Raw genomic sequence first — 21835 nt, forward strand, 5'->3', positions numbered from 1 at the left:
ACTTGAGGTCCTTTGGAATCCAAAGGACCAACCGCGTTATCAGCCACGTTCGAGCAGCACGCGCAGATCGAGCACTGCGGCGTTGGCTCGCGAGATGTAGGATCCCATCACGAGCGAGTGATTTGAAAATAGACCGTAGCCGTGGCCATTGAGCACGATGGGGCTCCACTTGGGCAGGCTGGCGCCCTGCAGATCGCGCAGGATCTGTTGCAGCGAAAGCTGGGCGTTCTTGTCGCCCAGCACGTCGGCGAAGTCGACCGCCAGGGCTTGCATGGTGTGCAGTAACGCCCAGGAGTAGCCGCGGGCCTCATAGAAGACGTCGTCGATCTCGTACCAGGGGGTCTGGTCGGGCGACGGCGCACTGTGCAGGACGAGTGCCGCAGTCAGCTCGTTTTCACCCACGCTGGCGCTTAGGCGCTGCGCGTAGCTGCCAAGGCGCTTTTCGACGACTTGCAGGTAGGCGTTCAGATTGTCGGCGCGCGTGTAGAATCGTGCGGATCGGTCGGTCCCCGACATCAGCGCCTGCATGTAACGCCCCAATGCGTCCAAGCCGCGTCGGTATTCGCCTTCGGTCGATGGCAGGATCCAGGACGAGGCGTTGAAGTTGAATTGCGCTTCGGCCTCGCGTAGGTCGCTATTCTCAGTCGACTGGGTTTGCGCACGGCTGAAATCGTTGCGCAAGGCGGCGATCGAGTCGCGCAGTTCCGTCAGCACGCCGAATTCCCAATTCGGCGTGTTGTCCATCAGCAGGCCCGGAGGCAGGATGTCATTGCGCAGATAGCCGCCGGGTTTGTCGAGTAGCGCCTCGGCGACACCCATCACGGCCGACACGGTCATGACGCCGGGCTTCAGTGTGGCGTTCTCGTCATCGAACCGCTGCACGGCTTCCTGATGTACATCGAGATGCGTCGGCTGTACCGACCAGTAGGCACCCAATCCGCCAATCGCCACGACCAGCAACAACAGACCGCCGCCGATCAGGGCTGCGAGTCTGGGGCCGCGCCGCCCGGTGATTTGAGTCGGCGCGCTCTGGATCTCGCTATTGGTCTCGTTCGTCACGATTCTCTCCTGTGGTTCATCAATGGCTCCGGGGGATTCCGGGTGCGAGCAGTGCCCGCGCGAATGCCTGCCAAGCCATTCGGGTCAATAGTATTGGCGCTGCTCGGGTCCGCTTGGCGATTGTACCAAAGAGCAGGATCCGGCTTCCGGCGCGCTCCGAAATGGCCGTACCTCTCGCGCGTGAGGGCGTCCATGCTCGCCGGATCATTGGTCGCCTTCATCGACTGGCTCTGTAGTAGCTTGCACGGCCGGTCGATGGCGAGCACGTTGGCAGTGAAACATGTGCATCGATCGGTCTCCATCCCGGTTTGGATGGCGCCTTTCCCTAAAGGTTCTTGGCGGCTGTCGCAGTCGGCGTGTCTTCTCGACCATGCGATGGGTCGAGCGACTGTTGTTGAATGGTGCCACCTGCCATAGCGGCACCCACAACAGCTGATGCGACTCGTCGTTGCCCGGAATCCTCAGATCGTCGTCCATCTCCACCAGAAAACGGATGTCGATGTGCTGGTGCCGCGGGCCGCGCGCACTGGCGGGGATGGTGTGGATGTCGACGTCGAAGATGGTGTCGTCGAGGAGACGGATGTGCGAGGGGTCGAGGCCGGTTTCCTCTGACGTTTCGCGCAGTGCGACACGCAGGATGTCTGAATCGCAATCGGCGTGTCCGCCGGGCTGGAACCACTGGTCGTGCTTGCGATGGTGCAGCAGCAGGACCCGATCGCGGCTCGGACTCACCACCCAGGCGGATCCCGTTACGTGGGCGGGCCAGAGATCGCAGTGAAAGCAGTCCGCATGAGCGATCACGAAATCGCGCGCCCGTGCCACGTAGGCCGATTCTTCCATGAATCGGGTCCGGTGTGCGTCGAGCAGTGAAAGGAGCGCTTGGCGGTGCATGAGGGGTGACTCGGTCAGGCTTCGGACGGGTTTTGGATGGCGTCGATCGCCGCCGCAGCCGCCTCGTCCACATCGCCCTCACGCCCGGCGAGGATCAAGCGGCCGAAGGCGCCAACCGCGCGCGCGTTGATCAGCGTGATGCTCGCGGCCTTCTCGGCTTGATTCGCGGCATAGACGATGTAGCCGGCCGGTTCGGTTTCGAGGATGAACATGCTCTGCCCAGGCAGGATCATGGAGCCGCGCCGATCCTGACGATTGATCAGCACGCAATGGTCGGGGGTCATGCCGCGGAGCGTTTCCTGCCAGGCGATACGGCAGGTTTCGCGGTCCGCGACGGTGGCGCCCATCCGCGACAGGAGGACGCGGCCGGCCTCGCGCACATCGCTCTGATCGCGCTGGTGGATCACCAGCGAGCCGTAGGTGCGTTCCACGACCTGCTGCGAGAGGTGCACGCGGGTGGCCTTGAGCGCGGCATCGGTGAGGCGATGGACCGCCATGCCGGGAGAGACCTCCACCCACAGGCAGGCATCGCCAGGTACCGGGAGGAAGCCCTGGGACACGGTCGCCATGTAGGCGGCGAGCTGGGGCTGCAGCGCGTCGATGTACACGTAGGTTCTAAGCTTGATCATCCTGTCTCGAAGCCCTGGAGCGGCTGTGTCGTTGAGTGCGCTGGATGCCGGGATCTGAGCGACTGTCTCGATCTGCCCTTGGCACCAGATCCCGATAGGCGTGCCAAGTGGCGTGGCCGACCAGTGGAACGGCCAGGAAGAGTCCAAGATAGAAGGTCAGGAGTCCCGCCCCGACGATTGCGACCAGCAGAGCAGCCCAGAGCAGCATGGGCAGCCAGTTCTGGGCCACGGCCCGCACGCTGGTCCGCATGGCGGTGAAGCCGTCCACCGGGCGGTCGATCAGCATGGGAATGGTGATGGCGCTGACGCAGAAGGTGCAGGCGGCGAAGAAGGCGCCGACCAGGACGACGGCAATCACCAGGGGCCTGTGCTCCCCGGACAGCACCACGGTCGGGATGAAGTTGTCCCAGGTGGGGAAGGGGTCCTGGTAGAGCATGATGAACAGAAAGACCGAGGCCAGTATCCACAGCTGCATGATGATCAAGAGGAAACCGGTCGCGATGCCGAGCTGCCCCTGATTGCGCTTGACCGCCTCCAGCGCTTGGCAATGGTCCATGGGCTCGCCCCGCTCCAGGTGATCGCTCATCCGATAGAGCCCGATCGCGAGCAGGGGCGCCATCAGAAAGAATCCGGCGGTGAGGAATGGCACCAGAAAGCTGAGATGGCCGAGCAGAGTCAGCAGGAAGATCGACGCGCTCAAGATGACGATGCCGGCGCCGTACCTCAGGCTGTACAGTGGGGCCGCCCGGATATCCCGCCAGCCCTTCTTCAGCCAACGCCAGGGGTGCCGCAAGGTCACCCGATTCACAGGCGGGTCCTTTTGATCGAGCGCCGGCTCGAAGGGTGTCTCGTTCATCGCTCATCCTCCTCATGCCCTCTTCGGGGCTTGGTCGTTCTTGCTAGCCTGTCGCCTGGTCCTCGGTCTGCTTGCTGCCAGTTTCGCGCCCGCGCGTCAAGCGAGCATGGGTCTTCTTCAATTGACGGCGCAGTTGCTCACCTTCCTCGTCCAGGAAGTCGAGGAAGGCGCTCGCGACCACCGAGAGCTCTTTGCCTTTCGCGTAGGCTACGTACCACTTGCGCTCGAGCGGGAATCCCTGCACGTCGAGAATCCGCAGCGGTGATTGCGGTCCCTCCTGGGCCAGTGTGTGGAGCGAAAGCACGGAGATGCCGAGCTGGCCGTAGATCGCATGCTTGATGGCCTCGTTGCTGCCTAGTTCCATCCGAACGCGCGGCTTGAAATCGGCCTCCGCGAAGTTTCTGAGCACGATGTCGCGGATGCCCGAACCGGGCTCGCGCATGATGAAGTGTGCGTCGGCCAGACGCGCCACGGGGAGGTTTCGCTCTGTGGCCAGCGGATGATCCCGGTGTGCGATCACGTGCAGGGGATTGGGCGCGAAGGCCTTGCTGGTCAGCTCCAGATCGCGTTCGGGGATCTGTCCGAGGATGTAGAGGTCGTCCTTGTTGGCGGCGAGGCGCTCCAGCACGCTGTCGCGGTTGGTGACCTTGAGCGCGACGTCGACACCGGTGTGGCGCTGACAGAAGCGACCGAGCACCTCGGGGGCGAAATACTTGGCGGTGGTGATGACGCAGAGGCGCAGATAGCCCTGCCTGAGGCCCTTGAGGTCGGCGACCTTCATCTCGAAGCGGTCGAGGACGTCTAGGATCGCCTTCACTGCGGTCTCGAGCTCGCGACCCGTCTCGGTGAGATAGACCCGTCGGCCGATCTGCTCGAACAGCGGCAGACCGATGACATCCGTCAAGCGCTTGATCTGGGTGGAGACCGTGGGTTGGGTCAGATAGAGCTCGTCGGCCGCCTTGGTGAAGCTGCCGAGGCGGGCGATCGCCTCGAACACCTGGAGCTGGCGCAGACTGACGTGACGGACAAGATTCAGCATGGGGTCGAACATCTTCGGCTCTCGATGGCTCCGATGATAACGCGCGCTCCAGGGGTGCTGGCGAGGCGTTCGATCCCGCGACGAGGGTTGATCCCGTCAATCGGGCCAGACACGCTGGCTGGAGCGATAGTTGTGGTCGTCGGTCGTCTGGGCCTCCGGTTTGGTGCGCGGGCGTCGAGCGGCTGGACGTTTGACGCCGCTTGGTACTGCTTTGGCCTTGGTGCTGGGGGCTGCGGCGGGCTCGGCCGCCGGCGGCTCGGGCGGGGCGATGGGCGGCTCTGTGTCATCGGTCATGGTTCTGATCTCCAGGTCGCGTCAGATCAAGAAGCCGCCGGAACGGCCGTGATGAGTGCGTCGATCTGACGGGCGAACGCCCGATGTTCGGGCAGGATCGCGCCCGAGTCCTCGTCGGTCTGGATGGTGAGGCTTACGGAGGTGCGCCCGAAGCTGATGTCCGGGTAGCGATTGGCAGCCTCGCTGATGTCGGCCAGGGCCTCTAGGAAGTCCCGGGTCTGCTCGTAATCCTCGAAGACGATACGGCGCTCCAGACGCGCGGGGCGGTTGCGTTCTTTCCAGGTGGCTGCTTGATTGGACATGGTGATCCTCGTCGTTTGTTGTCAGGTGTCGTCAGTGATTGGCGGTCGATGGGTGGTGTGCGACTGGTGCCCCATGATGCCAGTCGGGGGCGAGCGTAGCTGTTGCAGCCAGGCGTCGAGTTGCCGGACGTGGCTCAGCTCCTCGTCGTGGAGGGCGGCGAACAGGGCCTGGTCGTCGGGTGCGTCGATCAGCGCGCAGTACTGCGCCGCTTCGCGATACAGCGCGACCGCCCGCTGTTCGAGCAGCTGATCGGCCTGCAGCAGCTCGATCAGCGACAGGCCCGCACGTACCGGAGTCAGCTGCGAACCGTTGGGGATGGCACCGAATTCGAGCAGGCGCGCGATCAGCCGCTGTGCGTGCGCCTGCTCCTCGTTCGCCTCCTGGCGGAAGTGACTGGCGATCTCCTCCATGCCCCACAGCTCCGCCAGAGCGGCATGGGTGAGATACTGCTGTACCGCGCTCAACTCGTAGCTCAGGGCGCGGCCCAGATAGCCCAGCACTCTGAGGTTCACGGTTCCGGGGTTCAGGATTCCGGGGTGTGCGGTCATGGCGCTCGATCCGCGTTCGCGCGTTTGACGAGGCGATCGCTGGCGCAGCCGGCTGGCGGTTTCTCAGCCATGCGATCGGCCAGCGTCGCCTAGGACCGGCCGTGCCCGCCGTCGGTGTCGCCCGGTTGCTTGGGCAGGACCGGCTCCACCTCGCGATGGGGGCGGGCGATGATGTGGGCGGCGACCAGTCCGTCGCCCACCCGTTCGCAGGCGTCTGCCCCGGCCCGCACGGCGGCATTGACCGCACCGGTCTCGCCGCGCACCAGCACGGTGACATAGCCTCCGCCGACGAATTCACGGCCGACGAGGCGCACCTCGGCGGCCTTGGTCATGGCGTCCGCCGCCTCGATGGCGGGCACCAGTCCACGCGTCTCGATCATACCGAGGGCGATTCCATAATTTTCACTGGCCATGGTGGTCGTTCCTCACATCGAAAAAATCATTGCATCCAGAACGCGTCTCGAACTAGGCCGCCTCTTTGGTCTCCGGGCTGCCGGTCGGCAGTACCGGCTCGACCTCGCGATGGGGGCGGGCGATGATGTGGGCGGCGACCAGTCCGTCGCCCACTCGCTCGCAGGCGTCTGCCCCGGCCCGCACGGCGGCATTGACCGCACCGGTCTCGCCGCGCACCAGCACGGTGACATAGCCTCCGCCGACGAACTCCCGACCGACGAGGCGTACCTCGGCGGCCTTGGTCATGGCGTCCGCCGCCTCGATGGCGGGTACCAGACCGCGCGTCTCGATCATTCCCAGTGCAATCCCGTAGTGTTCGTTGGCCATTGTGTGACTCCTCTGTTTTGGATAAACCAACCTGTGTTTTGGGTAAACCAGCCTGCTCGAAAAACGTCGCCCCGCGCGATCGGATGGTCGAATTCGGGCGTCCAAGCCCGCGTTGGGGTCAGTCCCTCACGGAGGTTGCGTCCTCCTCCCAGCGATCGATGATTCCGCCGATGCTCAGATCGGTGAGAATCCCGTTCCCGACCGCGAGACGCGCGGCCGAGCCACTGATGGTGAAGACCCAGTTGCCCGGACGGGCGCCGACGGTGTCGACCGCCACCGCCCGCTCGCCCAGGGGGCCGCGCAGGACCCGGAACGAGACGCGCGCCAGACCGGGTATCCGGCGCGTGCAGACCAGTGAGTCCTCGACTTGCATGATGTCCATGCTCACTGCGCCTCCCAGTGATCGATGATCCCGACGATGGTCAGATCGCTCGGGTAATCCTTGTGGCCGGCGGCCTCGCGTGCCGCCGAGCTTCCGACGCAGATCACCCAGTCGCCGGGCGTGCAGCCGACGGCGTCGACGGCGACCAGTGAGCTCCTGCCGTCGCGCACCACCTGGAGGTGGCGATGCTCCAGCCCTGGGATGCGATTGGTCGCGACCAGTGGCTTCTCGACCTGGCAGATCTTCATACCTCCCTCCAGGTGCTCGGCAGCGAGCTTCCGACGCATTCGATGGGGTCGGCGCGACTGGTATCGCGCAGGGTCCAATAGGTTTGGATCAGGCCGCGCTCGGCGAGATCCGGATAGCGTTTCAGGATCGCCTCGGCGATCCGCGCGCAGCGTTGGACCGCCCGCTCGCGCGCCCCGGGCACCTGGCCCGTGTAGTGGAAGCGCAGCACGATGGGGATGGGCAGCCCGTGCGCCACGTTGAGCCGGCGGAAGATCTCGATGCCGACGTCCAGGTTGGGCGCCCCTTCCTCCAGCGTGCGCATGAAGGCGAAGTAGGTCAGGTTGCGCAGATGGACCTCCTCGAAGTCCGTACCGACGCCGATGAAACGCTCTTGGTGACCGGCATCCGGGTAGTGCTCCCCGGCGTAGGTTCGGACATAGTCGATCTGCGACAGGTTGTTCTCGATGAGTTTGGCCATGAGGTCCTGCATGCCGGCCTCCGGGGGCGGACCGCCGTCGCGCGGTCGGGCGATCGCCTCGCGGATCCGGGTCCGTGCCGATTCGGGATCGAGCTGCGCCGTCGCGCGGTAGAGTCCACCGGCGTCGACCAGGCGATCCAGATCCGGCTCTCCGGCGTCGTTCGGCAGGTGGATGCGCAGGCGGTCGGTGTCGGTGTCGATGCCGATGAGCAGCGTCGCGATCGAGGCGCCGCAGCAATGGGTGTTCTCGACGGCCAGACGGAAGGCCCGTAGCTGCGCCAGTCCTGCCGAGGCGGCTGCGCGCGTATCGCTGCCGTGTGCCGCGCAGCCCTGGTGATCGGGGTCGCGGCTGCTGTAGTGATAGGCCGCCACCTTGAGATAGCGGGTCGGGGCGTCGGCCAGATTGGGCACGCCTTCGCGGAAACGCCCCAGCTCTACCGCCTCCCAGCGCTGGAGCGCCTCCTCCACGTCGAAGAGTGCGCCGGCGGAGGATCGGCGCTGTACCGTCCCCATCGGGAGGCGCAGCACATAGCTGATGGTGTGCGCCAGGCGCCCGTCGGCGCAGGGCGTGACGTTCATGGCGTGGAAGCCGCAACGCAGCAGAACGTCCTGGAAGTCCCGTGCTTGAGGGTGGGTCTCCAGCGGATCTGCGGTGAAATAGTCCGTGCTCATGGCGCGGAAGGTCTCGAAGGTGGCGTGCGCGAAGAGCGCGCGCATGTCCAGCCGGTCCACCCAGGCATCCGCCAACGCGTCGTCCGGCAGCGCGAATCCGAGTGCCGCCCGCGCGGACTCCTGGGCCGAGCGCTCGAAGTCAGGCGCATGCTGACGGGCGGCGATGGCCCTGAGCGTCGGCACGATCCGCGCGAAGGCGCCCTTCACGCGCGTCTCGTATGCCCACAATTGGCGGTTCTGCTCCGCTCGGGTCAAGGGATGCAGCGCGTCTGGCTTCTGGCGAACAGCGGTCTGGAGCGCGTCATCCCGAAGCCTTTCGTTGCGGAAAGCCTGGTCCCGGAGCGTTTCATCGGGGCGTGCGTCGATCGGGCTCGCGGGGGGCTCCAGCCAGGTGGCGTCTGCCGGGGCCGCGACCGCCGATACGGGTTGCACTGCGGGCCTGGGGCGGGCGTTGAGGCTGCTCCACATCGGTGCGCGGCGGCGTGACTTGGGGCTGGGCTTCATCTTCATGGCTCCTTGGCGCTCCCGCTCAGCCTCTGGCCCCGCCGGACAGGGTCACCAGGGCGCCCCGGTCGGTGCTGCCGCTGCTCCCCGTGATCTGCAGTTCGGGTGCCTTGCGCGCTTGGGCGTCGCGATAGGCACGCGCCCCGGCGAAGGCCCCCATGGGCGTTCCCCGGCGAGTCGGGTTGCGCCCGAATGCGGAGGTGCCTTCGGTGCCCGTGACCCGCTCGTTGCGTCCCCAATCGTCGCCCGTGATGCGCGTGCCTCCGTCCATGCCCTCTCCGGTGATGCGGGGGCGTGGCGCTTCGGCCGGTTGTTCGGATGCGATCATGGCCGGCATCGTTGGGTCCATTGCCATGGGGCGTGTGCCGTCAGGGTGCGGATCCGCGTCGCCGGACCGGCGCAGGCGGAAGTCATCGGTTCCGGTCACCACGCCACCGGCCATGTTGAAGGGACCCGTGATGCGGCTGCGCGTCTCGTCGTAGGCGGTGCCCGTCACCCGGCGCTCGTCGGTGCGGTCCTGTGCCGAGCGTGCCGGCGTGTTCAAGCTGAAGGCCGTCCAGTTGCCGCCGCTGAGCGGCTGCGGGAAGTCCGCACTACCGGGCGTTGCCGCCGAGCCCTCGCCGCAGGCGGCGAAGAACTGGTCCTGACCGAGATAGGGCGTCCCCGTGATCGATTGGCAGGCGCCCTTGGCGGCTCCGCTCATGACGCCGCCGATGCCGGGCTGGGTCCCGGTGAGCCCGGCGCCGGGGGTGCCGTGCCGCAGGGGGGCGCTTTCGAACATGGCCTGGGCGATCTCGGGTCCGCAGTGCGCGAGCACCGGGCCGGCGCCGAGATAGGCGGTGCCGGTGACGACCTCGCAGGCGCCGGGCTCGTCGCCCGTGACCTGCTGTGAGCGGCCGATCTGACTGCCCGTGACCTGCTGGCCGTGCCAGGTCGCGTCGACACCGACCTTCTTGCCGCCGAAGGGCTCCGGCGAGGTCTTGCAGTGGCCTTGGAAGTGCTCGCTGCCGAGGTACTCGTTGCCCGTCACGCGTTGACAGGTTCCGGCCTCGTTGCCGGTCACCCGTTCGCGGCGCCCGATCATGGAGCCGGTGACCGACTGGCCGCTCAGGGTCTGCGTCTGCCGCACCTTGGGTGGGGCGCCCTCGGGGCCGGGCGCGGTGTAGGGCGTTCCCGTCAGTTGGCGGCTTGCGCCGGTCTCATCGCCCGTCACCTTGGTGCTGCGTCCGACCTGGTTGCCGGTCAGGGTCTGATCCTGCTCGGTGGCCGTCGCCGCCGCCTGGCGACCGGGGGTCGCAACCGGACCCTGGCCGCAGAATTCCTGGAACACCTCCGCGCCCATGTATTCGGTTCCGGTCACGGCGCGGCAGGCACCTGGCTCGTCGCCCGTCGTGCGCCTGCTGCGACCGACCTTCGTGCCGGTCACCTGTTGTCCGGAGGCGGTCTCGCTCACGCCGACCTTGGTGGGGGCGGGGTCCGACTCCGCACGCGCTTGGCGGCGGGTCCGCCCGCTCGGTCGCGGACCCGTGTCGCCGCATTTGCCATGCTCGCAGCGCTCCTCGCGGACCCGCTTGGCGATCTCGCGCGAGCTGACTCCGGCATTGCGCATCAGTGATGTGGTTGCGGCGTTGCGCGAGCGTCCGCCCAGCGCCTCGACCCCGGAGCGGCCGCGATCCGCCATGGCGGCGCGCCGCGCCATGGAGAGCAGCCGTCCCCGTGAGACCGCCGCATTTTTGCCCTTGGCCGGGCGTGGGCGGCCCGAGCGGCTGCGCCGCTCGCTGGCCAGGGCTCTGTCCTTGGCTGGCTCCACGATCGTGTGCCGGGCGTCTTCGTCTGCGGGCTTGGAGCGGCTGGCGCGAGGCGCCGGCGGTTCCATGCCGCTGATGGCGCGGCGGCGGGCGATCGCCGCTTCACGCCCGGCGAGGCCGCGCGTGTCCGCTCCGCGATCGCTCGTGGAGGTGACCTGCGCCGCCGACTTGCCCAGTGTGAGCCGTTCGCGCCGCTGCATGGACCGTGCGCGTCCTTGACCGGCTGCCAACTGGCGATTCCGCTCGGTCTTGCGTGGCTGTTCTGTCCGTGGGGCGGGGCGGCTTGGTGTCGGTGCGCTGTCCGCACGAGCGGCCTCGGCACGCTCAGGCCTGTGCTCCAATTTGCGCTCCGCGCGTGCGCCGGCCCTCGGGTTGGGCGCGCTGCTCGTGCTCTGCGTCTTTCCGCCGGCGGCGATGGCGCGGCGCTTGGCGATGGACGCCTCGCGCCCAGTTAGCCGTCGTTCGCTTCCAGCCTTGTCCATGCTTGCCTCTCGTTGCGTTCTGCGTGTCTGAATGACTGGCCTGCTTTCTAGGCCGCGCGATACACCAGGAAGGCGTGCCCCTTGCTCTGGGCGTAGGTGTCGTAGCCGACCAGGCGGACGTGGTGGTCCGGGTAGGCGCGTCGGCAGGACTCGATCTCGGCGAGGATGACGTTGGGGTCCTGCTCGCCGAAGAAGGGCATCTTCCACATCGGCCAGTAGTATTCGAAAGACCGGCTCGGGTGCTCATGCTCCAGCGAGGCGTTCCAGCCGTTGTCGAGGATGTAGAGGATCTGCTCCATCACCTCGTCGCGGCTCAGTGGGGGCAGATAGGAGAAGGTCTCGTAGCGGCCGATGGTGGCGTGGTCGCCCATGGTGCTCGCGTTGCTCATGGCGTCGATGTCCTCTCAGGTCGAATGGTGCTTCGGTCGTGTTCGTTCGACGGATCGCCCTAAGCGGCGTCCAGCTTGTCCACCACGTCGAACTCGAACTTGATCTCCTTCCAGGTCTCCATGGCGGAGGCCAGTTCGGGGCTGTGACGCGCGGCCTCGGTGAGGATTTCGCGGGCGTTCTTCTCGACCTCGACACCCTCGTTGCGCGCCTTGACGCAGGCCTCGGTCGCGACCCGGTTGGCCGCCGCGCCGGCCGCGTTGCCCCAGGGATGGCCCTGGGTGCCGCCGCCGAACTGGAGCACGGAGTCGTCGCCGAAGATGGTCACCAGCGCCGGGATGTGCCACACGTGGATGCCGCCCGAGGCCACCGCCATGACGCCCGGCATGCCGCCCCAGTCCTGATCGAAGAAGAGTCCGCGCGAGCGATCCTCTGGCACGAAGGATTCGCGCAGGGCGTCGACGAAGCCGAGCGTCGACTGACGGTCGCCTTCCAGTTTGCCGACCACGGTGCCGGTATGCAGATGGTCGCCGCCGGAGAGGCGCAGACACTTGGCCAGCACGCGGAAGTGGATACCGTGCTTGGGGTTGCGGTCGATGACGGCGTGCATGGCGCGGTGGATGTGCAGCAGCATGCCGTTGTCGCGGCACCAGTTGGCGAGACTGGTGTTGGCGGTGAAGCCGCCGGTGAGGAAGTCGTGCATGATGATCGGCGCGCCCAGCTCCTTGGCGAACTCGGCCCGCTTGAACATCTCCTCGCAGGTCGGCGCGGTGACGTTCAGATAGTGTCCCTTGCGCTCGCCGGTCTCCTCTTGCGCCTTGCGCACGGCCTCCATCACGAACTCGAAGCGGTTTTGCCAGCGCATGAAGGGCTGTGAGTTGACGTTCTCGTCGTCCTTGGTGAAGTCCAGTCCGCCGCGCAGCATCTCGTAGACGGCGCGGCCATAGTTCTTGGCCGAGAGTCCGAGCTTGGGCTTGACGGTGGCGCCGAGGAAGGGGCGGCCGTACTTGTCCAGGCGGTCGCGCTCGACCTGAATGCCGTTGGGCGGACCGCCGCAGGTCTTGACGTAGTGCAGCGGGAAGCGGATGTCTTCCAGGCGCAGCGCCCGCACCGCCTTGAAGCCGAAGACGTTGCCGACCAAAGAGGTCAGCACGTTGACGATCGAGCCTTCCTCGAACAGATCGATGGGGTAGGCGACGAAGGCGTAGAAGCTCTCGCGGTCGCCCGGCACGTCCTCGATGCGATAGGCGCGTCCCTTGTAGTAGTCGAGATCGGTGAGCAAATCGGACCAGACCGTCGTCCAGGTTCCGGTCGAGGATTCCGCAGCAACCGCTGCTGCGGCCTCTTCCCGAGGAACGTCCGCCTGGGGCGTCACCTTGAAGCAGGCCAGCAGGTCCGAGTCCAAGGGCACATAGTCGGGCGTCCAGTAGGTGAGTGCGTAGTCTTTCACGCCCGCGTCGTAGGTCTTGATGCTCATCATTTGCTCCGTTCTATGGGTGCGACCTGGATGGTTGATAAATCTAGATGTGAGCGATTTCGAATTCCAATCGATATAAAGAATGCAAAAGATCGATTTCTGTCGATGGATTGCCGTCTTGGGATTCTCGAACGGATGCGCGCCGTGCCGTTGAGGTTCGGTGATAAGAGACTGTGATGGTTCGCTTTTGACGCTGGCGCTAGAGGACGCAGGGCGGGGGGGCGGGACGCTGGTGGAGCGAAGCTTTGAATCTGTCGCGCGGCCGTGCTGAGTGCTTTTCCGTCAGGGCGGGATTTGGTGTCCCGCCAGCCAACCGCATATTGTTCTCGAAATGTCTGGCTCTCTGTGAGCTGTCTGAAACCTCATCAAGCGCCTTGTGAGTTATCGCTATGAAGATCCTGATCATCCTGGTCGCGGCCCTGGTGCTGCTCGCCATCACCGCCATGGCCGTGTTCGTGTTCGTCGTTCAGAACGTGGAGACGCCCGAATATCGCGTCGTGGAACGCGACGAGCCGTTCGAGGTCCGCGACTATCCGCCACTGGTGGTCGCGGAGGTGACGCGCAAGGGGGACCGTCAAACGGCGCTCAGTGCCGGCTTTTCGCCGCTCGCGGGCTACATCTTCGCCAAGGAGCGCGAGGGCGAGCGCGTGGCCATGACCGCCCCGGTCACGCAGCAGTCTGCCGAGCGGATCGCGATGACGGCGCCGGTGACCCAATCGTCGACCGAACCCGGCGAGTGGTCGGTTCGCTTCATCATGCCCGCGCGTTACGACCTCGCCTCGCTGCCGGCGCCCGCGAGTGGTGACGTTCGGCTGGAGCAGATTCCGGCGCGGCGCACGGCGGTGGTGCGCTTCAGCGGCAGGACCACCGATACGCTGATTGGGGAGCAGGAGCGGGCGCTGCGCGATTGGATCGCGGCACGCGGTCTGCGATCGCTCGGTGAACCGGTCTACGCCTATTACAACGATCCCTTCACGCCCGGATTCCTACGCCGCAACGAGGTCATGATCGAGCTGGCTCGGGACTGAGCCTGGATCCTGTGCGCTGAAGCGCGCCCGGATCACCAACCGCGATGCGTAAGTCCGCAGGCTGTTGTTCTGGGCTCACGCATCGCTGAGTTTCGGTCGAGCCACGAGATAGATCAGCACGCCAAAGACCGGGAGCAGCGCGACAAGCATTTTCCAGGCGCGACCCTGGACGTTTCTCCGTCGCATGTCGTCGATCGCCAGGAAGGGGAGCACGAGCAGCAGAATTACCAGATCGAGGGTCATGACATGGACGAGCGGCTTGGTCTGCCACAGGTCCAGGTAGGTTTGCATGGATCCACCAGTGCCGACGATCACCAACAGGATCGAGACGATCAGCAGGATCGCCGGTCCGACCCGCGAGTCCAGACGCTGTTGGAGTTGGGATCTGGTCCCCTCGACGTCGCGGCCCCAGCGGCGCAGCGCCACGTAAAAGAGGATGCCAAAGGCGCCGGCGAAGAAGGACGCAATCACGAACGGCCAGGCAGGGAGGGGTTGTTCCTTGCCATCGAAGAGCACCAACAGGGCATAGGCCATGGGGATCACGCCAAGGAGATTGAAGACCATGAACACCAGCGGCTCCACGGCAGAGAGATTTCCGGTGAGCGATGCCATGACCACGTGCAGGCTGTACCCGTCGTCTGGAGGCAACAGACGATTGCTGGCAAAAAATCCGTAGATCGGAAAGGCGATCCAGAGCAGCCAGATCAAGATCTGTGGGTATGTGAGTGATTGCTTAAAAGCCTCTGCGAGCTTTCCCATGATTGATGCGCTCCCCGTTGATTGTCCCAAGTAGGGCTCAAGCCACCGCCTTTGCGAGTTCGTCTCTTCGCTGTCGACCCGCATCATCGAGCTGATGCCCCAGGGCGATCAACTTCGGCGGCAACGAGGTCACGATGGTTGGGTCTTTGAATCGGGAGGGGAAGCGCAGGGGCGAGAGCTTGCGTGCTCTGTCTCAGCCCCTGGGCAGCGGTCTGTCAGGATCGCCGAGGATGTCCGGCTCAGCGTCTGTGTGTCGGATGTAGGGTGTGTTGTGGCAGTGCATCAGGGCCGATCAGTTCGAGTCGTCCAGAGAGGCTGCGTCGCAGCCGATAGCGTTCACCGGCATGGAGAATGGTCAGCTCCGGGTCGGAGCCCAGCAACTCAGCGCTGTAGACGCTGAGCGGTCGTGTTGGCTCTGTCCTGCGGTTGCGATTTTGTGGGCCGTCGGGAGGCTGTTCGTCGTTTGCTGATGGGTGTTCTGCGTGCATGCTCATGATGAGAATCCGGCTGAGTGGGTAATTGTTTATCTAAATGATAACAGTTATCATTTAACTTTCAAGTCGGAAAGGGTGAGCTGCAACAGCCACTCCTGGTCGGCCTAGCGACATCATGCATGAGGCCTTTAGCGATGATTCGATCCATTCTGAAGCTTGGTGGAAGCCTGCTGCCCGCCATTCTCGCGGCCGCTTTCGTACTCGGTCTCCTCTTGTCTTTCAACTCTACGGGCACGCTTGGGTGATGCGGGCGAGGGGCGGTGTGTGACCGCCCTTCCTTTTTTACGTGCGCTGGGCGGCGGCTCAGAACATGTAGCTCACTCCGAGTCCGACGCTGCGCGGGCGGCCTGGGTAGCCGATGCGGGCGTCGAGTCCTCCCGGGTAGTAGGGGGCGATGTGGTAGCCGTAGAGGTCGTAGTCCGCGTCGAGCAGGTTCTCGGCCCAGACGTAGAACTCTACGCCCTTCTCCTGGAGTCCGACGCGCAGATCGAGCTTGTTGTAGGCGTCCAGGTCGAAGTTGTTTTGCGGGTCGGCGGGACGCGAACCCACGTAGCGGTTCGTCAGCTCCGTGTTCAGGACGGGGGCACCGAGCCCCAGAAAGGGTGGGAGCGGCTTGATGTAGTTGATGGAGACGCTCGCGCCCCAGTTCGGGACCTCGGGCACCTCGTTGCCGTCCTTCACGGCGCTCGCGCTGTCGTCGCCGTCCACCAGGATGTGGGCGTCCAGGTAGGTGAGCGCGCCGCTGAGGGTCAGCCCGTCGCCGACTCGCCACACGCCTTCGAGTTCGACCCCCTTGCTCTCGGTATCGTAGTTCTCGACCAGGGTCGCCATCGATTGGGGATCGAATCCCAGCAGATGGTCGTCTTTCACCAGGTTGTAGAACAGTGCGCCGTTGAGTCCGAAGCGACCGTCGGCGCTCTCGAACTTGAATCCGGTCTCCAGGGTGTTGACGGTGGCCGCCTTGTAGGCGGGATCTTCCTCGCCATAGGTGAAATTGGTGCCTTCCTGATTGAAGCCGCCGCTCTTGTAGCCGCGGGCGAAGAGACCGTAGAGATTGGTCTCCTCGGTCAGTGCGTAGCCCAGGGCGATGCGCCCGGTCAGATAGTCGTCGCTCAGGCTCTGGTCGTCGCTGGCCACGCGGAGGGGGCTGGGGTTGCTGTCGTTGGCGCGCCACTTGGCCTGGTAGTCCTTGTCCTCCCAGGTATAGCGTGCGCCCAGTGTCAGCTTGAGTCGTTCCAGGTTCGGGATGGGAATGGTCGTCTCGCCGAAGAGTGCGAAGGACTCGGTGGTGAAGTCGCGGTCGATCGTGGCGTTGTAGGGGTTGGATGGATAGTAGTTGTCGTAGGTGTTGCGGTTGTCCCAGGTGCGGTCGGAGTAATAGTAGTTGAGGCCGGTGACCCAGAAGAGCTCGGCCCCGGGTTTGGAGGAGAGACGGATTTCGTCGTTGTAGATGGTCTCGTCGGACTGGGTGGTCCAGCGCGCGTCGGGCTTCATTCCGACCAGTCGCTGATAGGTCAGCCCCTCGTAGATGGGCGTGGTGTTCTCGTTGTCCGACTTGGAGTAGCCACTCAGGATCGTGAGGACGGCATGCTCCAGTTCATAGTTGAACTCGGCGGTGAACCGATCCATGCGGTGTTCGTCGGAGATGCCTCCGGAGGGCTGATCAACCTCGGGCGAGTCGCTGTAGGGATAGAGCAAATAGTCGACGTCGCTGTCCTTCTGCTCCTCATGTCCGGCCGTGATCAACAGGCTGGTGCCCGCCGAGGGCTCCCACAGCAGCGAGCCCCGGAAGGCCTGGTCGCGCGGCCGCACGACGGGTTCGCCGTCCGCGACGTCGGTCACGAAGCTGTCCATCTGCGAGGTCCGCGCGGCGAGACGGGCGCTCAGGGTCTCGCTCAATGGGCCGCCGACCGCCGCCTCGAGCATCCAATAGTTGTCCTCACCGACCTCGCCGCGGACGTAGCCCTCGGTCCAGCGCGTCGGCCGGCGCGTCGTGATGTTGACGGCCCCGGCCTCCGAGTTGCGTCCGAACAGGGTCCCCTGGGGTCCCTTGAGGACCTCGACCCGATCGATGTCGAGCAGGCTCATCGTCGAGCTGGTCGCCGACAGTGGCAGACCGTCGAGGTTGATGACGACCGAGGTGTCATCGCCGCTGACCTTCTGCAGGGCGCCGACGCCACGGATGCGCAGCGTGCGGTTGCTCATGCCCATGTTCGAGACGAAATCGACGCTCGGTACCTGCTGGAGCAGTTGGCTGAGCGAGTGCAGCCGCCGCTCCTCGACCTGTTCGCCGCCGACGGTGGTGAGGCTGAAGGGGATGTCCTTCGCCAGCTCGGCGGAGCGGCGCGCGGTGACCGTCATGGTGTCGAGGATCACGGCCGCCTCGGCCTCCGAGTCGGTGGGCGCGTCGGCCAGTGCGTGCCCGGCGCCGCCGAGGCTGAGGGCGCCGATGGTCGCCAGCGCGATGGGCTGCAATCGAAAGCCATCGAGAACGGGAAGGAGGCGCGGATCCGGGCCTCCGGCGTCGCGTCGAATCATGCTGAATCACCTGTCGTTAGAGGGTTCGATCTGTGTCCCGGCCATCGGCTCGATGGTCAGGGTCGGGTGTCTCGTTGGCTGGCATCGGGATGCGGACTGCACTGGCTGAGTGGGTGTCGAGACGGGATCAGTGCGCGTTCGCGCCATTGGTGGGCAGTGGCAGACAATAGGGGATGCGTCTGCCCTCGATCTCGCGATCGATGCGCTCGGTGCGCAGTCCGAACAGCCGTTCGGTGAGGTGCGAGTCGACGACCTCGCGGGGCGTCCCGTCGGCGAGGATCCGTCCCTCGTACATGGCGAGCACCCGGTCGGCGTACTGACTGGCCTGATTGATGTCGTGCAGCACCATGACGACGGTCAGTCCGTGACGCCGCTGCAGGCTCGCCAGCAGTTCCAGCAGCTCCACCTGGTGCCCCATGTCCATGTAGGTCGTGGGTTCGTCGAGCAGCAGGATCTCCGCCTGCTGGGCCAGCGTCATCGCCAACCAGGCACGCTGGCGCTCGCCGCCGGAGAGGGTGGCGAAGCGGCGCTCGCGCAGGTGGGCGATGCTGGTCGCGCTCAAGGCCCAGTCGACGACCGCGCGATCCTCGGCGCTGGCCCCGCCGAGCAGGTCCTGATGCGGATAGCGTCCGTGCCCGACGAGCTGGCGCACGCTGATGTCGTCCGGGGCCGAGGGGCTCTGGGGCAGGCTGGCGAGCCGGCGGGCGAGGGCCTTGGGCTCCCAGTCGGACAGCGGGCGCTCGTCGAGTCGGACCGTGCCGGAGGCCGGGCGGAGCAGACCGCCGAGGGCCTTGAGCAGGGTCGATTTGCCGCAGCCGTTGGGGCCGACCAGGCAGCTGACCTTGCCGCGCTCCAGGCGCAGCTCAGGGATGTCGACGATGGTGTGCTGGCCGTAGGCCAGGGTCAGTCGGGTGGCGTGCAGGGTCATGGGTGCGCCCTCGTGCGGCGCTGCAACAGAAGCAGGAAGATCGGGATGCCGATCAGGGAGGTCAGTGCGCCGACCGGCAGCTCCTGCGAGACGGTGAGCAGGCGCGCGGCGATATCGGCGGACAGGGTCAGCAGTGCGCCGCACAGCAGGGTGGTGAGCATCAGGCGGCGCATCTCGCCCCCGACCAGGCGTCGCGCCAGGTGGGGGATGACGAGCCCGACGAACCCCACCGGGCCGGCGACCGCGATGGCGCTGGCGGCGAGCAGCACGGCGACGCCGATCGCGATCAGGCGCCAGCGGCGCACCGGCAGCCCGAGCGACTGCGCGGTCTCGTCCTCGAAGCGCAGCACCGAGAGCGGGCGCAGCAGCAGCGCCGCCGCGCCCAGACCGATGAGGGTCCAGGGCAACAGCAGCAGCAGGTGATCGAAGTCGCGTCCGTAGAGACTGCCGGCCAGCCAGATCAGGGCGATCTCGGTCCGTGCCCCGCCCCAGACCACCACCACCCACATCACCAGGGCGTTCAGCACCGCGCCCACGGCCACCCCGTTGAGGGCCATCCGCACCGGGTCGATCCGTCGGCCCCAGGACAGCCCGAGCACCAGCACGGCGGCGCCCATGCCCCCGGCGAAGGCGGCGAACGGCAACCAGGTGAGTGAGATCTCGGTGCTGGCGTCGTGCAGGAGATTGGCATCGAGCAGGTCGCCCAGCAGCAGTACCGTGACCACCAGCAGGCTGGCGCCGCTGGAGATGCCGATGACGCCGGGATCGCCGAGCGGATTGCGGATCACCGCCTGCAGGATCAGCCCGGAGACGGCGAAGTGGAGCCCGACCAGCACCGCGAGCAGGGTGCGCGGCAGCCGCAGGTTCCACACGAGGTCGTGCCCCAGCGACTCCCCGCTCGGATCGAGGAGCCCCCGATAGACGCTGGCCAGGTCCACCGACACCGAGCCGGCGAGCAGCGACAGCACCATCATCAGGGCGAGTGCCGCGCAGAGCGCGACGACGATCCAGTGAAAGCGGCCAGTCGCGGGCGTCCGGGGCACGGAGGTCGGCGCCTTGGGGAGGGGGATCGAGGGCGATGACGAGCTGGACATCTCAGGCCTCCTGACGGCGGATCAGCCGCACCAGCAGCGGACCGCCCGCCAGCACGCAGAGGATGCCGACCGGGATCTCCTGCCACTTGGCGATCAGGTCGGCACCGCAGACCAGGCAGGCACCCACCAGCGCGGACAGGGGCAGCAGCGCCCGATGGCTCGTCCGCTCGCCGACGTGGCTCAGCCCGAAACGCACCAGATGCGGTGCCACCAGACCGACGAAGGCGATCGGCCCGGTGGCGGAGACGGTCGCGGCCGTCAGCACCACGGCGGTCAGCCCCAGGAGCAGACGCCAGGGCAGGGCACGCAGACCGAGCGAGGTCAGCAGCTCCTCGTCGAGCGTCAGCAGGTCGAGGATGCGCGCGCAGGCGACGCCCAGCGCGAGTCCAGCGACGACCCAGGGCCAGAGCATCTGGACCTGCGACCAGGTGCGGTTGGCCAGACTGCCGCTCAGCCAGTAGTAGATGCCGTTGGCCTCGGTCTGGGAGGAGACCAGCACCAGGGTGATGGCGGCGAGGAAGAACAGGTTGACGCTCATGCCCGTGAGCGTCAGATGCAGCGGCTCCAGGCGCGTGCGCAGGGCGATGCCGAAGGTCAGCAGCGCTGCGAGCAGACCGCCGAGGGTGCCGCAGGCGAGCATCAGGGGGAGCGGCAGGCTGGCGAAGGCCATGCAGAGCACCATGGCGAAGGCGGCGCCAGCGCTCACCCCGAGCAGGCTCGGCTCGCCGAGCGGGTTGCGGGTGATCGACTGGGCGATCGCCCCGGCCATGCCCAGGGCCGCGCCGGCCAGCAGACCGGTGAGCAGGCGCGGCAGACGCAGCTCGTGCAGTACGAAGGCCGAGTTCGAGTCGCCGCCGTGCCACAGGGCTCGGGGCAGTTCGGTCAGTGGAATCGGGTAGTCGCCGAGGCTCAGCGCGGCGGCCCCCGCCATGCCGAGCATGAGGAGACAGGCGGCCCCGAACACCAGTGGCGGGGCGGGCGCGACGGCGCGCAAGGGCCCGGAGAGGAGTCGTCCCGACATCGACGCGGCCTACTCGACGAAGGTCATCGGGGTGGCGCGCGCGGCTTCCGGGATGTCGGTGGGCTCCGGGAAGCTGTCCGGGTAAAGCAGATGCGCCATCTCGCGCAGCACCATCTCGCGCGCCAGCGGACCGTGCGACATGACGTACTGATCGTTCACCCGCCAGGCGCGGCCGTTCTTGACCGCCTTCAGCCGTGGCCAGACCGGATGATCGGCGAAGGGTCCGTCCTCTCCCTTGAAGACGAGGATGACGTCGGGATCGAGGCGCAGCAGGGTCTCCAGGCTGATGGCCGCCGAATCGGGCATCTGAAGCTCTGGCGTCGGGCTGTCGCCCTGCACGTTGGTCGCCCCCAGCCGGTCCATGATCTGGGTCGTGAAATAGTGGTTGTAGAAGGCATAGGGCACGTCGGCCCAGTCCCATAGGAAGACGGCGCTGACGCCACCCGGCGCCTTGGCCGCGTGGGCGTCCAGGTCGGCGAGGAACCGCGCGTTGAGCGCCTCGCCGTCCTCCTCGAACCCCAGCGCCCGCGAGACGCGGGTCACCGCGCTCAGCGAGTCGTCGAGCGTGGTCAGGTCGAGCGCGACGAAGGTTCCGGTCTCCTCGATCTTCTTCTCGAATGGCTGGGTGTAGGTGCGCAGACCGATGATGAGATCGGGCGAGAGCTGGGTCAGGACCTCGAGGTTGACCTGGTGTATCTCGCCCAGATCGACCGTCCCGGTGGCGGCCTCGCCGAGAAAGGCCGAGTGCTTGCCGTTGAGCGTCGAGAGTCCGGCGATCCTGCCTCCCAGGGCGGAGAGCAGATCGGCGCCGAAGGTGGAGATGGCCGCGACGCGCTCGGGGCGCCGCTCGATGACGACCGTCTGGCCGCGGGCATCGACGATGCTGACCGGAAAGACGTCCGCCCGCGTCATGCCGGAACCCAGTCCGGCGATCCCCAAGGCGGTCGCGAGGAGGGCCGGAAACGCGCGTCGCAGCGACCCTTGGCGCATTCGGTTCGCGTTGTTCGTCCGAGCCGCTGCGCCGGCCGATCTCCGACCGTCATCGGTCGCTCGGTCGCTGGTTGTTGACCCCATGATGCAATATCTCTCTAAATGCGAACAAATCTTGATTTCATTATTTGAGCGGGGCGATGCCGGTCGCTACCCGAATCGGCGC

Annotated in this window: 23 protein-coding genes and 1 pseudogene; 1 reads left to right on the forward strand and 23 read right to left on the reverse strand. The window is 66.2% G+C overall.

The genetic code is table 11. The annotated features are described in order from the left end of the window. Positions 1–39: 39 nt before the first annotated feature. The 16 genes and pseudogenes from ACFSJC_RS01715 to ACFSJC_RS01790 all read right to left on the reverse strand — a co-directional run bounded on the left by ACFSJC_RS01715 (position 40) and on the right by ACFSJC_RS01790 (position 12817). Entirely contained in the window at positions 40–1059 is a 1020-nt protein-coding gene (locus tag ACFSJC_RS01715) for a DUF2333 family protein (protein WP_386022301.1), read from the reverse strand. A gap of 345 nt (positions 1060–1404) precedes the next feature. Further along, a pseudogene (locus ACFSJC_RS01720) lies at positions 1405–1950 on the reverse strand (NUDIX hydrolase); the annotation flags it as partial. A gap of 14 nt (positions 1951–1964) precedes the next feature. Next, a complete protein-coding gene (locus ACFSJC_RS01725) occupies positions 1965–2579 on the reverse strand; it encodes a BMC domain-containing protein (protein ID WP_386022304.1) in 615 nt (204 codons plus the stop codon). Beyond that, the gene (locus ACFSJC_RS01730) at positions 2566–3435 is read right to left on the reverse strand and encodes a DUF2189 domain-containing protein (protein WP_386022307.1); all 870 of its coding nucleotides are present in this window, start codon (positions 3433–3435) and stop codon (positions 2566–2568) included. Before ACFSJC_RS01730 ends, ACFSJC_RS01725 begins: the two co-directional genes overlap by 14 nt. 43 nt (positions 3436–3478) lie before the next feature. Continuing rightward, a complete protein-coding gene (locus tag ACFSJC_RS01735) occupies positions 3479–4486 on the reverse strand; it encodes a LysR family transcriptional regulator (protein WP_386022310.1) in 1008 nt (335 codons plus the stop codon). Positions 4487–4570: 84 nt separating this feature from the next. Next, the gene (locus ACFSJC_RS01740; RefSeq protein ID WP_386022313.1) at positions 4571–4768 is read right to left on the reverse strand and encodes a hypothetical protein; all 198 of its coding nucleotides are present in this window, start codon (positions 4766–4768) and stop codon (positions 4571–4573) included. A gap of 26 nt (positions 4769–4794) precedes the next feature. Then, on the reverse strand, positions 4795–5070 hold the full coding sequence (locus ACFSJC_RS01745; protein WP_386022316.1) for a 4a-hydroxytetrahydrobiopterin dehydratase: 276 nt from the start codon (positions 5068–5070) through the stop codon (positions 4795–4797). Positions 5071–5091: 21 nt separating this feature from the next. Next, a complete protein-coding gene (locus ACFSJC_RS01750; protein ID WP_386022319.1) occupies positions 5092–5619 on the reverse strand; it encodes a ferritin-like domain-containing protein in 528 nt (175 codons plus the stop codon). Positions 5620–5708: 89 nt separating this feature from the next. Further along, complete coding sequence (locus tag ACFSJC_RS01755) at positions 5709–6032, reverse strand: BMC domain-containing protein (RefSeq protein WP_386022322.1); 324 nt, start codon at positions 6030–6032, stop codon at positions 5709–5711. A 52-nt stretch (positions 6033–6084) separates the two neighbouring features. Beyond that, positions 6085–6399, reverse strand: a complete 315-nt coding sequence (locus tag ACFSJC_RS01760; protein ID WP_386022325.1) for a BMC domain-containing protein — start codon at positions 6397–6399, stop codon at positions 6085–6087. A gap of 118 nt (positions 6400–6517) precedes the next feature. Next, entirely contained in the window at positions 6518–6781 is a 264-nt protein-coding gene (locus ACFSJC_RS01765) for a carboxysome peptide B (protein ID WP_386022328.1), read from the reverse strand. A gap of 2 nt (positions 6782–6783) precedes the next feature. Beyond that, positions 6784–7029, reverse strand: a complete 246-nt coding sequence (locus ACFSJC_RS01770) for a carboxysome peptide A (protein ID WP_007042725.1) — start codon at positions 7027–7029, stop codon at positions 6784–6786. Continuing rightward, the gene (locus ACFSJC_RS01775) at positions 7026–8663 is read right to left on the reverse strand and encodes a carboxysome shell carbonic anhydrase (RefSeq protein WP_386022332.1); all 1638 of its coding nucleotides are present in this window, start codon (positions 8661–8663) and stop codon (positions 7026–7028) included. Before ACFSJC_RS01775 ends, ACFSJC_RS01770 begins: the two co-directional genes overlap by 4 nt. Positions 8664–8688: 25 nt before the next feature. After that, a complete protein-coding gene (locus tag ACFSJC_RS01780; protein ID WP_386022335.1) occupies positions 8689–10953 on the reverse strand; it encodes a CsoS2 family carboxysome shell protein in 2265 nt (754 codons plus the stop codon). Between the two features lie 47 nt (positions 10954–11000). Further along, a complete protein-coding gene (locus tag ACFSJC_RS01785) occupies positions 11001–11342 on the reverse strand; it encodes a ribulose bisphosphate carboxylase small subunit (protein WP_386022338.1) in 342 nt (113 codons plus the stop codon). Between the two features lie 59 nt (positions 11343–11401). Beyond that, complete coding sequence (locus ACFSJC_RS01790; protein WP_386022341.1) at positions 11402–12817, reverse strand: form I ribulose bisphosphate carboxylase large subunit; 1416 nt, start codon at positions 12815–12817, stop codon at positions 11402–11404. A 389-nt stretch (positions 12818–13206) separates the two neighbouring features. Between ACFSJC_RS01790 and ACFSJC_RS01795 the strand changes: the two genes are divergently transcribed. Further along, positions 13207–13845 (forward strand): SOUL family heme-binding protein, encoded by a 639-nt coding sequence (locus ACFSJC_RS01795; RefSeq protein ID WP_386022344.1) that lies wholly within the window; start codon positions 13207–13209, stop codon positions 13843–13845. A 75-nt stretch (positions 13846–13920) separates the two neighbouring features. Here ACFSJC_RS01795 and ACFSJC_RS01800 read toward each other — a convergent pair whose 3' ends face one another. The 7 genes from ACFSJC_RS01800 to ACFSJC_RS01830 form a co-directional block, all read right to left on the reverse strand. Beyond that, complete coding sequence (locus tag ACFSJC_RS01800; RefSeq protein ID WP_386022347.1) at positions 13921–14691, reverse strand: hypothetical protein; 771 nt, start codon at positions 14689–14691, stop codon at positions 13921–13923. Positions 14692–14843: 152 nt separating this feature from the next. Then, entirely contained in the window at positions 14844–15098 is a 255-nt protein-coding gene (gene hemP / locus ACFSJC_RS01805) for a hemin uptake protein HemP (protein WP_386022350.1), read from the reverse strand. 303 nt (positions 15099–15401) lie between these two features. Next, positions 15402–17636 carry a TonB-dependent receptor gene (locus ACFSJC_RS01810; RefSeq protein ID WP_386022353.1) on the reverse strand — a complete coding sequence of 745 codons (2235 nt, stop codon included), beginning with the start codon at positions 17634–17636 and terminating at the stop codon, positions 15402–15404. A 127-nt stretch (positions 17637–17763) separates the two neighbouring features. Next, a complete protein-coding gene (locus tag ACFSJC_RS01815; protein ID WP_386022355.1) occupies positions 17764–18564 on the reverse strand; it encodes an ABC transporter ATP-binding protein in 801 nt (266 codons plus the stop codon). Next, complete coding sequence (locus ACFSJC_RS01820; protein ID WP_386022358.1) at positions 18561–19658, reverse strand: FecCD family ABC transporter permease; 1098 nt, start codon at positions 19656–19658, stop codon at positions 18561–18563. Before ACFSJC_RS01820 ends, ACFSJC_RS01815 begins: the two co-directional genes overlap by 4 nt. Position 19659: 1 nt before the next feature. Then, complete coding sequence (locus ACFSJC_RS01825) at positions 19660–20679, reverse strand: FecCD family ABC transporter permease (protein ID WP_386022361.1); 1020 nt, start codon at positions 20677–20679, stop codon at positions 19660–19662. A gap of 9 nt (positions 20680–20688) precedes the next feature. After that, positions 20689–21669 (reverse strand): ABC transporter substrate-binding protein, encoded by a 981-nt coding sequence (locus ACFSJC_RS01830; RefSeq protein ID WP_386022364.1) that lies wholly within the window; start codon positions 21667–21669, stop codon positions 20689–20691. Between the last annotated feature and the right edge of the window lie 166 nt (positions 21670–21835).

The organism is Thiorhodococcus fuscus, assembly GCF_042682685.1.
GTDB classification, from domain to species: domain Bacteria; phylum Pseudomonadota; class Gammaproteobacteria; order Chromatiales; family Chromatiaceae; genus Imhoffiella; species Imhoffiella fuscus.